The following is a 13,809-nucleotide window of genomic DNA, read 5'->3' on the forward strand; positions in this document are numbered from 1 at the left end:
TGGATATTGCGAGAGTGTGGGCATGAAGACAGTATTCTTGACCGCCCTGATCCTCGTATTGTCTGGCATGTCTGCTGCGGCGCAGACAGTGCCGGATCATCCATTCACCAATGCCACGGGCGCAGGGCCTGAAACGACAACAGAGCGGGAACAGGATAATCTGCCCTATCCCCCTGCAAAACCTGAATTTCTGTTGCGTATGTCTAAAAAGGAATGCCAGACGGTCTTGCGCCGCGCCGTTGTGCCCAGTGCGGACTATGTTCCGGGGCTGGATATACGGGGCAATGCCGTTGCCGGGGCGACTCTTCCGGGGACCTTAACCGCACAGGATATCCTGCCGGAAGAGATCGCCTTCGAACTGGCGCTGAATCCGATGGTTTTCGCTGGAAATCCGACGCTGCAGACCCTGTTTGCCAATTCATCAACCAGTCTGGGGATGGTCCGATACAATCTTGCATCCGGGAAGCTGACCCTGAATGACAAAGCCCTGACACCTGATACCGAGGCAGAAATAATCGCCCTGTGCCAGCAGGCCGTTCAGCGATAGCGCATCCACTGACTGCGGCTTTACCTTCACGGCGCTAGGCCTTAGATTGCGCGCACTTAACAACCTTAGCCTTAAGGGTAGATTTCTGATGCGCTTGTCCCCTGCCGTCCGCTTGAGTGAGTATTTCATGCCCACCCTGCGGGAAACCCCCAGCGAGGCGGAAATCGTCTCCCACCGTCTGATGTTGCGTGCAGGCATGATCCGGCAGGAATCTGCTGGTATCTATTCCTGGCTGCCGACAGGCTATCGGGTGCTGCGCAAGATTGAACAGATTGTCCGTGATGAAATGGACCGTATTGGCTGTCATGAAGTCCTAATGCCAACGATCCAATCCGCAGACCTTTGGCGCAAATCCGGTCGGTATGAAGATTACGGCAAGGAGATGCTGCGCATTACCGATCGGCACGAGCGGGAAATGCTGTATGGCCCCACGAATGAGGAAATGATCACCGATATCGTTGCGGAACATATCAAGAGCTATAAAGACCTGCCCCGAATGATGTATCATATTCAATGGAAATTCCGCGATGAGGTCCGCCCGCGCTTTGGCGTGATGCGGGGTCGGGAATTCCTGATGAAGGATGCCTATTCCTTTGATATCTCCCAGGAAGCGGGCCGTATCTCCTATAACAAGCAATTCGTTGCCTATCTGCGCCTATATGCCCGCATGGGCTTGAAGGCCATACCGATGGCGGCCGATACGGGTCCCATTGGTGGTGATATGAGCCACGAATTTATCATTCTGGCCGAAACCGGCGAAAGTCAGGTCTGGTGCGATACGGATCTGCTGAAGCTGGACCTGCTGAACATGGATATCGATCACCGCAATGCCGACCAGATGAGCGAGGTCATCGGCAAGGTGACGTCTTTCTATGCGGCAACCGATGAGATGCATGATGAGGAAAAATATCAGGCAGAAGTTCCAGCCGATCGTCAAATGACGGCCCGCGGGATCGAGGTCGGCCATATCTTCTTCTTCGGCGACAAATATTCCGAGCCTATGAACGCCAAGGTTCAGACGGCGGATGGCGGCTTCGCAACGGTCCAGAGTGGATCTTATGGTGTGGGTGTCTCACGCCTGTTGGGGGCGATCATTGAGGCCTGTCACGACGATAACGGCATTATCTGGCCGGAAGAGGTTGCCCCGTTCCGCGTTGGCCTGATCAATCTGCGGGTGGGGGATGAGGCCTGTGATGCAGCCTGCGAAGACTTCTATGCCAAGCTTCAGGCCGCAGGGGTGGACGTCATGTATGACGACCGCGATACGCGCGCCGGTGTGAAATTCGCCGATATGGACCTGATTGGCCTGCCTTGGCAGGTGGTGATCGGACCAAAAGGCGTTGCAAATGGCATCGTCGAGCTTAAATCCAGAAAAACCGGGGAGAAAGAAGAGCTCTCTCCAGAAGCGGCCCTTGCTAAGTTGTCTGGGTCCAAATAAGGCTTTCCGCCGCTGTGAAAGGGCGCTTTGACGATGTTTACAGCTGTTGAGCGGTTGGTTGCCTTTCGCTATTTGCGGGCCAAACGGCAGGAGGGATTTATCTCTGTCGTTGCCTGGTTCTCTTTATTGGGAATCATGCTGGGCGTGGCGACCCTGATCATCGTCATGTCGGTGATGAATGGGTTCCGGGCTGAATTGCTGGGGCGCATTATCGGACTGAATGGGCATGTTACCATCGGGTCCGTTGAAAGACGGATTGAGGCCTATCAGGAGATCACCGACCAATTACTGGCCCGCCCGGACGTGCTGGCCGCAACCCCGATGATTGAAGGTCAGGTCATGGCAAGCGCCAAGAATGGCGCAGCAGGGGCTTTGGTTCGGGGCGTGCGGGCAGCAGATTTTGAAGCGCGCCCAATTCTGCGGGATTCCCTGATCGCCGGCAGCATGGATAACTTCACGCAACAGGACGGAATCCTGATCGGGGTTCGGATGGCCAGTCGCCTGGGGCTGACCTTGGGGGACTCGCTGACGCTGATTTCTCCCAATGGAACGGTAACAGCATTCGGCACCGTGCCCCGCATGAAGGCCTTTCCCATCGTCGGCATTTTTGAAGTTGGCATGTATGAATATGACAATACCTATGTCTATATGCCGTTAAAAACAGCGCAGGCCTTCTTTCGAACAGGCGATGCTGTTGGATCAATTGAGGTCATGTTGAAAGACCCTGATGCGGCCAAGGCAACAGCCTTTGACCTGCGGGGCAGTCTTCCCCCTGGATATACGGCCACAGATTGGCAGCGTGTTAATTCCAGCTTTTTCAATGCGCTACAGGTGGAACGTAATGTTATGGCGCTGATTCTGTCACTGATCGTTGTGGTGGCGGCCTTCAATGTCATATCGTCCCAGATCATGTTGGTTCAGGATAAATCCCGCGGCATCGCCGTATTGCGCACCATGGGGGCGACGCGGGGATCCATCCTGCGGATATTCTTCATGACCGGCAGCTCGGTTGGCGTCATTGGTACTGTTCTGGGGGCCACGCTGGGTATTTCCTTCGCGCTGAATATCGAGAGCATTCGACAGGCGATTCAAAGCCTGTCGGGCGCCAAGTTATTCGATGCGGAAATTTATTTCCTGTCTCAATTGCCGGCTAAAATTGATCCGACAGAGGTGATCGTCACCGTGACATTTGCCCTGGTAATCAGCCTTCTGGCCTCAATTTATCCGGCCTGGCGCGCGGCGCGATTGGATCCTGTAGAGGTGCTGCGCTATGAGTGACGAGACGACCGTATTGCGCATGGACGCGGTTGAGCGAACCTATAAGACAGCCGCCGGACCCCTGACAGTGTTGGATGGTGCGTCTTTGCATGTCAGCAAGGGGGAGTTGGTTGGGCTGGTTGCGCCCAGTGGGACCGGGAAATCCACCCTGTTGCATATGGCGGGTCTGTTGGAATTGCCTGACAAAGGCGATGTCCTGATCAATGGACGGGCCTGTGGCACGCTGGGGGACCTGGAACGCACGGCGATTCGGCGCAAGACCATTGGGTTTGTGTATCAGTTTCATCACCTGCTGCCGGAATTCTCTGCCCTGGAGAATGTGATCTTGCCGCAAATGGTGGCGGGGGAAACAAGACGGGCTGCCCGTGATCATGCAGCAGAATTGCTGGAAAGCGTTGGTTTGACGTCTCGCGCCACCCATCGGCCCGCCAAGTTGTCGGGTGGCGAGCAACAGCGGGTTGCCGTTGCGCGGGCCCTGGCGAATTCACCGGCTATCCTGTTGGCAGATGAACCGACCGGCAATCTGGACCCCAAAACTTCTGAGATCGTGTTTGATCTGTTGGTAAAGCTGGTGCGGGAGCGCGGGATGAGCGCCCTGATCGCGACCCATAACATCGCCCTGGCACAGCGTATGGACCGCGTGGTGACATTGGGGGCTGGCAAAATTCAGGGTTTTTCTGCCGAGTCCTGAAGGCGTTCAGGGGATCGGATGCCTTTCAAGATTCCATCACCGAAGCTCGAAGGCCAGCAGGATCAGGGACATGGCAATCAGCCAACTGCCTGCGATTCGAATGCCAATCACCGCGATGGGGTGCTGAAGCTTCGCGCTGAGTGCCATAATATTCAGGGCGATGATGTTCACCCCGATCCATATCCCAAAGCCCAGCAACAGGGTTTCGTTTGCCTTTAGGGCTTCCGGCTTTGAATCCAGGCCAACGCACAATCCGGCCAGCGCAAAAACACTGACATTCAATAAGCTGGGCAGGGGTCTGTTTACAGCCAGCAGGGTACCAGCGATCAGGGTCATAGCGGCCAGTGTCAGGCTGGTGATCTGGGTCAGATCTATCCAGATCGTTGCTGCATATCCGACGACCAGTCCTGCATTCAATGCGGCCAGCAAAGGCGGAATTTGGCGATCCTGACGACGGCCCATCCATAAACCGATCCCAATCAACAGCAACAGGTGTTGGGGAACGGCGACAGGATGCAGCAAACCGTTTGGGAAAAGGCCAACGCCGGAGATGCTGGTATGGGCATCTGCCGGTGTCGCAAGGCCCAATCCGCCCCCCACCAGGATAAGCAGGGGGAGAAAGAGACGCTGACCCGTCACGCGATGCCGGTCATAAAGGCGACGCCGACCAAAGAGATCGCAACGCCGAGACCGCGCACTGCGACGCGGCCCGATGGCATTTTAACCAGCATACCAAAGGCAATACCGACCAGGTGCAGCATGCCCGTTGAGAGGACGAATCCGATGGAATAGGTGATCGCATTCGCGGCATGGGGCAGTTCCGCACCATGGGCAAAGCCATGGAATATGGCGAATGCGCCGACCAGACAGGACGCAATCCAGATTGGGGGTCGGGCGGCCAGAGCCACCAACAGACCCAGCACGATGGCAGATCCCGCAATGCCGATTTCAACGCCGGGCAGGGGAAAGCCCAATACACCCAGCGCACCGCCAAATGCCATCACAACCGGGAAAATGATCGGTAAAAGATACAGGGCCGGACGCCCCAGAAAGGCCCCCCATAATCCAACGGCGACCATTGCAACCACATGATCCAGACCAAACAGCGGATGCGTTAGGCCGCTGACGAACCCACCCGCCATCCCGGCCCCTTCATGGGCAAAGGCAGTGCTGGAAATCATTGTTGTCGCGGCAAGAATACAAGCGGCAAGGGGGGCAATCCGGAGGACACGGGATGTCATAAAACTATCCTTTTAGGCAGTGGTATTTTTTTGGTTTGCTTGATTGATGTTAAACAGCCGATAAAGTATCGCTTCGGCCCAAGGATTGGAAGGTGTAAAGATGGGCAAGACCCCGGTGGCAAGCCGAAAGAAATCTGCATCAAAGAAGCCACCTGTAAAACCGGTGGCAAGCCCTGCTGCAACCGGACTATCGGATCAGGTGGGGGAAACGTTGCGGCAATTGCTGCGCCGTGCGGAACCGCTGGACCTGAAACGACACGCCGATTTTAAAGTTAAGGATGGTCGGGATTTCAGCTTTGCCAGCAAGCTGCATACCATCCCGCTCAGCGCTGTGGAGTTCATGCCAACTGCACGGCATTATCCGATTATATTTGCCGGTGAAAAAGATATTCATCCGGTCGCCCTCCTGGGATTGCGATCCGATGAAAATCTATTTGTCGAGGCAAACGGGCGCTGGAAAGAAGGCTGTTATGTTCCTGCGATTCTGCGGCGCGCGCCTTTTGTTCTGATGCAGGATACAAAGCATGGCAAAGATGGCGTCGGTCTGTGCCTGGATGTCGAATCTCCGCTGGTGTCGAAAACCGAAGGCACTCCGATTTTTGCCAATGGCAAGCCAACAGCAATGCTGGCCAAAATGGCGACCTTTGCGGCGTCTTATTCCAAGGAACAGGCGCGAACCCGTCAGTTTGTGAATGCCTGTATGGCCAATGATCTGTTGGTAGAACGCCGGATGGAGATCACATTGGCAAGCGGCCAGAGAATCATATTTTCCGGCTTTCGTGTCATTGATGAGGAACGCCTGCGCAAGCTGGATGATACAACGGCGCTGAAATGGTTCCGAACGGGATGGAGCGCCCTGGCGCTGGCGCATTTTCTGTCATTGGGAAATATGGGCCGTTTACATCATCGCTCTAACGCGCGTGTTACTCAAAAAGCCCCCTGAAGCACTTATTTTTCGTTCGTTTCCGATGGGACTTCTTCATCCTGGGTCAAATCTTCCAAAGAGGCCATTTGTTCGAATTTGTTCTTCTGATCCATGACCGATAAGAGGTTCTGTGCCAGGATTTGAAACAGCGCTTTCACAAAAGGATCGGTTTCTTTTAATTTTTCGTTCAGTCTTGTGCGCTGAATGGTAATCACGGTGCTGGCGGTTTCGGCGCGCGCACCTTCGGTTCTGGGGCGACTGGTCAGCAGGGCAAGTTCCCCCAGGACCTGACCTGGTCCGCGCTTTTCCGTGATATCGACAAAGCCGTCGCTGCCGCGTTTCAATATCTCGATGGATCCGGCCTGGATCATATACATGGCCGTGGCGTCATCGCCTTCGTGATACAGCATATCGCCAGCAGCAAATTCTTGGCGCAGAACCAGGTTCCCACTCATGGATCAGTTCCCTTTTTCGGCCCGCAATGCGGCCGCATGTTCTGCAGAGTTTGCGGCACGCGCCATGGCGGCGATATCGTCCGCGGGCAGCGGTGTTTTGCTGGCCGCCTGGCGCAGTAAACGGATTAACATCAGAATCAGCATTTTTAATCCAGGATCGGCATTGCCCAGCTTCTTTTTCAACAAATCCTCAGTGATGACGATGCAGACACATGACTCTTCAGCAATTGCAGACGCCATGCGTTTGGATTGATCGATCAGTGCCATTTCACCAAAAATGCCACTGGCTTCGACAAAGCCTAATGTGCCGCGCGCCCCCCCTGGCAGGGATTTCGTGATGCGCACACGACCGCTTTGCAGGACATAGGCCTGGTTGCCGTAATCGCCCTCATTAAAAATGACATCGCCTTTATAAAAGGTTCGTCTGTTCAGGACGCGTGAAGAGTCGGACAATAAATATCCCCCAGTGGCTTATTACGGAAAAATATCGCGAATATTACCTTCGCATGCTTTTGTTAACTATAATCGAATTCACGGCCAATGCGTAACACTGATTGACGGTTTTGCTGATATTCTATGATACTGCGCAGCGAATCGATATGTGTGAACATGAATGTGAGGGTTGTTAAAGTCACCTCCTTCCTGTAGGCGGAAAGGGGGCATTGATTACGGTTAAAAAAATATTCCACTTGGATGGAAGTATCGGGGCGTGGAAATCAATCGGTCTTAGAAAATGTCTAAAAACTATGATTTCAGAAATCTGCGCGTGCTTGTCGTTGATGACTGCAAGTTCATGCGTGGCATCTTAGAGCGGATGCTGGACGCGCTGGGCATTGGATATGTGCGCGTTGCTATCGATGGCATCAGCGCGTGGGATCTGTTGCAGACAGAGGATTTCGATCTGGTCATAACAGATTGGGAAATGGAACCAGAAGACGGCGCAACCTTTGTTCGTCGAATTCGCCTGGATCCGGAAAGCCCCGGGCGATACATTCCAGTAGTGATGCTGACGGGGTATACCGAAAAGGCAAAGGTGATGAATGCCCGCGATATTGGGATAACGGAGTTTCTGGCCAAACCGCTGGCGGCCCGATCGCTTCATGCACGGATCGTGAATATCATTGAGAATCCGCGCCCCTTTGTCAGAACCACGTCTTTCTTTGGTCCCTGTCGTCGGCGTTTGAATTTGCCCAGTTTTGAAGGGGCGGACCGTCGCGCCGCCCAGGACGATGCGCTTGAGATTTAACCGCCGTTACGGGTTTGAGGAGAGTTTGGTCAATGGGTAGGGAAAAACTTCCAGAGATACCGGCAAATGCCTCCAAATCGTGGCATGAGGTCGTAGAGCGCCCGAATGACCTGGCGAAAAAAGTGCCGCGGACTGGTGGCATTGAACCGGAAAAGGCATTTGAGGCCGCAGAAACCGTCGTCAAACAAATGACGAGTGATTACGTCGACAAGCTGGCTGAAGATATTGAGCAGATGAAGCGGTTGGCCGCGAAGTATCGAGAAGACAATTCGGACGCGACGCTGGATCAATTATTTCGATTGGTCCACAACATGCGTGGGCAGGGTGCCACCTTTGGATTCCCGCTGATCACCGAAATTGGCCGACATTTCTGTCGCTATGTGCGCGAACGCCCAAAGGGAAAAGCGGTAAAGCCGGCCTTGGTCGATCAGCATCTGAAGGCCTTGCTGGTGGTGTATAATCAGTCCATCAAAGGCAGCGGCGACGAAATTTCACAGGCCGTCGTTTATGCCCTGGCTGAAGTTGTTGATCGCGAATTGTCATAAATTTCGATCCATATGCGCCGTTGTGCTTTAAAGCCGTGACGCACTGTCATAGACTGTTGGCAGTCACACCAGAGCCAAGGGCTCACCATTTCCAGTTATAGATACATTTGAAGGGGGCTTTTATGTCCGGCAGCTTAAACAAAGTCATTTTAGTCGGAAATCTGGGCCAGGACCCCGATGTGCGCTCTATGCAGAATGGCGATAAGGTCGCCAACCTATCCATCGCAACGTCCGAAAACTGGAAGGATCAGTCTGGACAGCGGCAGGAGCGGACTGAATGGCATCGCGTCGTGATTTTCGGCAAGGTCGCTGAGATTGCAGAGCGCTATTTGAAAAAAGGCTCAAAGGTTCTGATCGAAGGCCAGTTGCAGACCCGCAAATGGGAAAAAGACGGCAAGACCAACTATACGACAGAAGTCGTGGTGCGCGGTTTCAACGGTAACATGACCATGCTGGACAGCCGCGATGGCAGTGGCAGCAGCGGGGGCGGTTCGCGCGGTGGTTCCGGTGGCGGATATGATGGCGGTTACGATGATCGCGGTGGCCCCAGTGGGGGCGGCAGTGGTGGAAGCGGACGCGACTATAGCGCCGATCTGGACGACGAAATCCCGTTCTAGGCTACAAATACGCCCTATCAGGTCAGCGGATCGGTCTCTCCCAACAGATACCGCACGACATCCTGTGCGTCGAAGGCAAGACAGATCAGCAAGGTTCCGATCAGGATATACAGAACCTGTCGATACGGTGTTTCGATTGGCGTTCCGCGACAGACCCGCAGGATCAGATAGATCACCAGGGGTATCCAGAAAATCAGGTGGGGCAGGCCCAACAACCGCACATATCCCATATGGTCATACATTTCTGGAACAATGATAAAGACCGGAATATGGGCGATAATCGTAAATAACCCGGCGCGTCGCGTGCTTCGTGATACCAGCAGGATTAGGGGGGCCAGGACCAGCACAAGCATCAGCCACAGCAGCCAGATTTTAACCCACATTGGTTGCAGCATGGCGGCATCAAAGAATGACATCAAATCCTCCTCCTGACGGGTTTCACTTAAATCTGGTCCATAACAAACACAAGGCAAGGCGGTCAAAAGCATAAAATGGCAGTGGGCTAAAAGGGGACCGCCCCTTTGATCCATTTTTCCAGGAAGCCGATGAACCACTCCTTCATGGGTGTGTGATAGACATCGGCCAATTGGCGTTGTGTAAACACATCCTGAGCGCCCGGAATCGTCGTCATGTCGATACTATGCTCCAGCCAATGCTCATGCTGTTCCATGCTGAGTTCCGGATGGAATTGGAAGCCAAAAGCATTTTCTGAATATCGAATGGCCTGGTTGGGAAAATATCCCGATGTTGCCAACAGCGTGGCGGAATCGGGCAGGGTGAATCCCAGAAAGTGCCAATGGGCGACCATCATGCGGTTTGGAAACACCGACAGGCCATCTGGGGTCGGGTCGAGGGTGTAGTAGCCGATTTCAGAAAGACCATCGGGGCTGGGATGCAATTCCGCCCCCAAAGCAACCGCCATGACTTGCGCACCGGAACATATGCCCAGAAACGGGCGTCCAGTCGCCAGATATTGGGAAACCCAGTCAACCTCTTGCGCCATAAAGGGATAACGCCGCGTTTCGGTTGCGGCATACTGGCCCCCATAGACGATGGCGCCAACGTGATGCTTCTCTATAGCGGGCAGGGAATCCCCTTTCGCCGGACAAACCCATTCCAGGTGATAGCCAAGGGCCCCCAGATGATCAGACGCCGTATCGGGCGAATTGGGGCGCTCGTGCGTGATCAAAACAATGGTTGGTTTGCTGGATGATTGCATATCCACACTGTAATCTGCTTATGGGAAATAAGGAAACAAAAGACATCATCCGCTAAGGGGTCTAAATCATGCCATTTTCCCTTATTTGGTTGTTCACCCGGTCACCAATATGCTAAATATATGACAGATCGCGACTCTCGCGGTCTGGTCATTGAAACACCCTTGTGACTGTTTCCGTGCCCTTTTATCCCTTCAGTAAAAAGCGACGATTTGACCCTTGTCTGACGAGAGCAACGCCCCTTCGAATTTCGATATTTCATCGGTCCTGATTGAGGACGAGATGCGCCGCAGCTACCTGGATTACGCGATGAGCGTGATCGTCAGCCGCGCGCTGCCGGATGTCCGCGACGGGCTGAAACCGGTGCATCGCCGCATTTTGTACACCATGAAGGAAAATGGTTACGATTCGACAAAAGCGTATCGTAAATCGGCGCGTATCGTCGGGGATGTCATGGGTAAATATCACCCCCATGGCGACAGCGCGATCTATGACGCCATGGTGCGCATGGCGCAAAGCTTCTCTCTGCGCGTGCCCCTGATTGACGGCCAGGGCAATTTTGGCTCCATGGATGGCGATGCTGCGGCGGCCATGCGATATACGGAGGCCCGCCTGTCCAAGGCCGCAGAGGTCATGCTGGACGATATCGACAAGGATACCGTCGACTTCCAGCCCAACTATGACGAATCAGAGTCTGAACCCCGCGTTCTTCCTGCTCGTTTTCCGGCCATTCTTGTCAATGGTGGGGGCGGGATCGCGGTTGGGATGGCGACAAACATCCCCCCCCATAACCTGGGGGAAGTGCTGAATGCCTGTGTCGCCTATGTCGATAATCCAGACATCACCATTGACGAATTGAATGAGATTATCCCTGGTCCCGACTTCCCAACAGGGGGAGAGATTTTGGGGCGGTCTGGGATTCGCGCAGCTTATAATACCGGACGCGGGTCTGTTGTGATTCGATCCAAGGTTACGACCGAGACTGTTTCGAAGGATAAAGAGGCACTTGTCGTTACCGAGATACCCTATCAAGTCAATAAATCTCGTATGATAGAGCGCATTGCTGAAGTTGTACGTGAGAAGATGGTTGAGGGTATCAGTGACCTGCGCGACGAATCGGATCGCGACGGTGTGCGCGTTGTAATCGAATTGAAGCGCGGCGTTGAGCCGGAAGTCGTCAAGGCGCAATTGTTCAAGCATACGCCCTTGCAGACCAGTTTCGGCATGAACATGCTGGCGATCCATGACGGTCAGCCAAAAACTCTGAATCTGAAGGACATTATCGGGGCCTTCATCTATTTCCGTGAAGATGTGATCAAGCGCCGCACGGCCTATGAGCTGAGCAAGGCGCGGGACCGGGCGCATATTCTGGCCGGTCTGATGATCGCGATCATGAGCATTGATGAAGTGATCGAACTGATCCGTCGTGCACCGGACCCTCAGACGGCCCGTGAGAATCTGATGGCGCAACCCTGGCCCGCCGGGGAGATTCTGCCCTATCTGAAATTGATCGATGATCCAGACGGCAAGATTGAGGGCGAAAGCGCTTGGCTGAGTGAACGTCAGGCACGCGCAATCCTGGACCTGCGCCTGCAACGCCTGACCGGTATGGAGCGGGAGAAGCTGGAGCAGGAAGCGCAGGAAATTCAACTGCGTATCACCGACTATCTGGAAATTCTGGCGTCGCGTCCCCGCCGTATGCAGGTCCTGTCGGATGAATTGATCGATATTCGCGACCGGTTTGCCGATCCGCGCCGCACGATCATCCTGGAAAATGAATTCGAACATGATATCGAAGACCTGATCCAGCGCGAAGACATGGTGATGACCGTCACCCATGGCGGCTATATCAAGCGCACGCCTTTGACGACCTATCGTGCGCAACGGCGCGGCGGTAAGGGACGCACCGGTATGGTGATGAAGGACGAGGATGTTGTTTCCAGCGTCTTTGTAACCTCGACCCATACGCCGGTCCTGTTCTTCTCGTCACGCGGCATGGTTTATAAGATGAAGGTCTATCGCCTGCCGGCCGGGTCGCCACAGTCCAGGGGCAAGGCGCTGGTCAATGTGCTGCCCCTGGAAAAGGACGAATGGATCACGACCGTGATGCCCTTGCCGGAGGAAGAGGAAAGCTGGGCCAATCTGGATGCCGTCTTTGCCACTGTTTCCGGCAATATTCGCCGCAACAAGTTGTCAGACTTCACCAATGTGAAGGCCAACGGCAAGATTGCGATGAAACTGGACGAGGGGGACCGTCTGATTTCCGTCAGCGTCTGTTCTGACGATCAGGACATCATGCTGTCCACGAAGCTGGGCAAGAGCCTGCGGTGCCAGGTTGAGGCTGTGCGGGTCTTTGCCGGTCGATCTTCCACCGGGGTGCGCGGCATTCGATTGGCCGAGGGTGATTCGGTGATCGGGATGTCCATTCTGCGCCACAGCGATGATACGCCAGAGCAACGCGATGATTATCTGCGTGCCCAGGCGGCGGCCAAACGCCTGCAATATGGTGAATATTCTCAGGAAGAAGACCGTAAGCGGGATGAAGAACGCGCTGCGATGTTACAACAACCGCATTTCGCCGATATGGCGGAACGGGAAGAATTTGTTCTGACCGTATCGGATCAGGGCATGGGCCAACTAGCCTCAACCTATGACTATCGCGTCACCAATCGTGGCGGCCAGGGGATCAACAATATGGACCTGCGGGGCGCGAATGTGGCGGCCTGCTTCCTGTTTGACACATCACTGGACGAATTGATGATGGTCAGCGACGCGGGACAAATCATCCGCATCCATGGCAACGGCATTTCCGCACGCCGACGGGGCGGCAAGGGTGTCATCGTGTTTGATGTCGGTGATACGCAAAAGGTCGTGTCCGTTGCCCGCCTGCGCGATGAAGAAGGGGGCGACGAGCCGCCTTTGGATGGGGAAGAAGGGGCAGCCCCGCCAGTTCAGCAAGACATGCCAGAGGCGGATGGCGATAGCCCAATCGAAGAGGGCGATGAAGCAGCCTCTTCCGATCCGGATGAAAGCAGTCTATAAGACGCCGCAACGAGAAGACTGATTTGGCTTAACGACTTCCGGGGAGGGTCCGGCATTATGGGCACTGTTGAACGCATTGGGATTTATCCGGGTACTTTTGACCCCATAACCAATGGGCATTTGGATATTATCCGCCGTGCGGCCACACATATGGTCGATAAGCTGATCGTCTCTGTTGCGATCAATGCGGGGAAGGGGCCGTTGTTCAGCCTGGAAGAGCGGACCCAGATGGTGCGTGAAGAGGTTCAAAGCCTGCCGGAAGACCTGCAAACCCGCATCGAAGTTGCCCCATTTGAGGGCCTGCTGATGCATCATGCGGTCAATGTCGGGGCAGAGCTGATCGTGCGGGGACTGCGCGCGGTTTCTGATTTCGAATATGAATTCCAGATGACCGGTATGAATGCCCGCCTGAACCGGCATGTCGAAACCGTCTTCCTGATGGCCTCAGAACGCCATCAATTCATCTCCAGTCGCTTTGTCAAAGAGATCCACGAACTGGGCGGCGATGTCGAAGACTTCGTCAGCCCCCGCGTCCTGGACCGGCTGAAAGTGAAGTTTGGGTGATTT

16 protein-coding genes are annotated in these 13,809 nt (G+C 54.5%); 10 read left to right on the forward strand and 6 right to left on the reverse strand.

Annotation, left to right across the window (positions count from 1 at the left end):
• Positions 1-22 precede the first annotated feature (22 nt).
• From ACOSDR_RS13450 to ACOSDR_RS13465, 4 genes are all read left to right on the forward strand, one after another.
• Complete coding sequence (locus ACOSDR_RS13450) at positions 23-547, forward strand: hypothetical protein (RefSeq protein ID WP_420731593.1); 525 nt, start codon at positions 23-25, stop codon at positions 545-547.
• An 88-nt stretch (positions 548-635) separates the two neighbouring features.
• On the forward strand, positions 636-1,985 hold the full coding sequence (proS, locus tag ACOSDR_RS13455) for a proline--tRNA ligase (RefSeq protein WP_420731594.1): 1,350 nt from the start codon (positions 636-638) through the stop codon (positions 1,983-1,985).
• Between the two features lie 33 nt (positions 1,986-2,018).
• Positions 2,019-3,263 (forward strand): lipoprotein-releasing ABC transporter permease subunit, encoded by a 1,245-nt coding sequence (locus tag ACOSDR_RS13460; protein ID WP_420731595.1) that lies wholly within the window; start codon positions 2,019-2,021, stop codon positions 3,261-3,263.
• Positions 3,256-3,954, forward strand: a complete 699-nt coding sequence (locus ACOSDR_RS13465) for an ABC transporter ATP-binding protein (RefSeq protein WP_420731596.1) — start codon at positions 3,256-3,258, stop codon at positions 3,952-3,954. The genes ACOSDR_RS13460 and ACOSDR_RS13465 overlap by 8 nt, the downstream gene beginning before the upstream one ends.
• Positions 3,955-3,990: 36 nt before the next feature.
• Here ACOSDR_RS13465 and ACOSDR_RS13470 read toward each other — a convergent pair whose 3' ends face one another.
• Together ACOSDR_RS13470 and ACOSDR_RS13475 are read right to left on the reverse strand one after the other, a co-directional pair.
• Positions 3,991-4,593: a HupE/UreJ family protein gene (locus ACOSDR_RS13470; RefSeq protein WP_420731597.1), complete on the reverse strand. Its 603-nt coding sequence runs from the start codon at positions 4,591-4,593 to the stop codon at positions 3,991-3,993.
• Positions 4,590-5,195, reverse strand: a complete 606-nt coding sequence (locus tag ACOSDR_RS13475) for a HupE/UreJ family protein (RefSeq protein WP_420731598.1) — start codon at positions 5,193-5,195, stop codon at positions 4,590-4,592. The genes ACOSDR_RS13470 and ACOSDR_RS13475 overlap by 4 nt, the downstream gene beginning before the upstream one ends.
• 100 nt (positions 5,196-5,295) lie before the next feature.
• Here ACOSDR_RS13475 and ACOSDR_RS13480 point away from each other — a divergent pair, with 100 nt between their 5' ends.
• Positions 5,296-6,138, forward strand: coding sequence for a SapC family protein (locus ACOSDR_RS13480; RefSeq protein ID WP_420723997.1), 843 nt, complete (start codon positions 5,296-5,298; stop codon positions 6,136-6,138).
• A gap of 5 nt (positions 6,139-6,143) precedes the next feature.
• Here ACOSDR_RS13480 and ACOSDR_RS13485 read toward each other — a convergent pair whose 3' ends face one another.
• Together ACOSDR_RS13485 and ACOSDR_RS13490 are read right to left on the reverse strand one after the other, a co-directional pair.
• Positions 6,144-6,575 (reverse strand): cyclic nucleotide-binding domain-containing protein, encoded by a 432-nt coding sequence (locus ACOSDR_RS13485; RefSeq protein ID WP_420723998.1) that lies wholly within the window; start codon positions 6,573-6,575, stop codon positions 6,144-6,146.
• 3 nt (positions 6,576-6,578) lie between these two features.
• Positions 6,579-7,028 carry a cyclic nucleotide-binding domain-containing protein gene (locus tag ACOSDR_RS13490; protein ID WP_420723999.1) on the reverse strand — a complete coding sequence of 150 codons (450 nt, stop codon included), beginning with the start codon at positions 7,026-7,028 and terminating at the stop codon, positions 6,579-6,581.
• A 280-nt stretch (positions 7,029-7,308) separates the two neighbouring features.
• Here ACOSDR_RS13490 and ACOSDR_RS13495 point away from each other — a divergent pair, with 280 nt between their 5' ends.
• From ACOSDR_RS13495 to ssb, 3 genes are all read left to right on the forward strand, one after another.
• A complete protein-coding gene (locus ACOSDR_RS13495; RefSeq protein WP_420724000.1) occupies positions 7,309-7,821 on the forward strand; it encodes a response regulator in 513 nt (170 codons plus the stop codon).
• A gap of 32 nt (positions 7,822-7,853) precedes the next feature.
• Positions 7,854-8,366 carry an Hpt domain-containing protein gene (locus tag ACOSDR_RS13500; protein ID WP_420724001.1) on the forward strand — a complete coding sequence of 171 codons (513 nt, stop codon included), beginning with the start codon at positions 7,854-7,856 and terminating at the stop codon, positions 8,364-8,366.
• A gap of 122 nt (positions 8,367-8,488) precedes the next feature.
• Positions 8,489-8,983 carry a single-stranded DNA-binding protein gene (ssb, locus tag ACOSDR_RS13505; protein ID WP_420731599.1) on the forward strand — a complete coding sequence of 165 codons (495 nt, stop codon included), beginning with the start codon at positions 8,489-8,491 and terminating at the stop codon, positions 8,981-8,983.
• 17 nt (positions 8,984-9,000) lie between these two features.
• Here ssb and ACOSDR_RS13510 read toward each other — a convergent pair whose 3' ends face one another.
• Together ACOSDR_RS13510 and ACOSDR_RS13515 are read right to left on the reverse strand one after the other, a co-directional pair.
• A complete protein-coding gene (locus tag ACOSDR_RS13510) occupies positions 9,001-9,399 on the reverse strand; it encodes a hypothetical protein (protein WP_420724003.1) in 399 nt (132 codons plus the stop codon).
• Positions 9,400-9,485: 86 nt separating this feature from the next.
• Positions 9,486-10,202 (reverse strand): glutamine amidotransferase-related protein, encoded by a 717-nt coding sequence (locus ACOSDR_RS13515; protein ID WP_420724113.1) that lies wholly within the window; start codon positions 10,200-10,202, stop codon positions 9,486-9,488.
• Positions 10,203-10,419: 217 nt separating this feature from the next.
• Between ACOSDR_RS13515 and gyrA the strand changes: the two genes are divergently transcribed.
• Together gyrA and coaD are read left to right on the forward strand one after the other, a co-directional pair.
• A complete protein-coding gene (gene gyrA / locus ACOSDR_RS13520) occupies positions 10,420-13,242 on the forward strand; it encodes a DNA gyrase subunit A (protein WP_420724004.1) in 2,823 nt (940 codons plus the stop codon).
• A 57-nt stretch (positions 13,243-13,299) separates the two neighbouring features.
• Positions 13,300-13,806, forward strand: coding sequence for a pantetheine-phosphate adenylyltransferase (coaD, locus tag ACOSDR_RS13525; RefSeq protein ID WP_420724005.1), 507 nt, complete (start codon positions 13,300-13,302; stop codon positions 13,804-13,806).
• Positions 13,807-13,809 lie beyond the last annotated feature (3 nt).

It is taken from the genome of Hwanghaeella sp. 1Z406 (genome assembly GCF_048892425.1).
GTDB lineage: Bacteria > Pseudomonadota > Alphaproteobacteria > UBA8366 > Aestuariispiraceae > Pacificispira.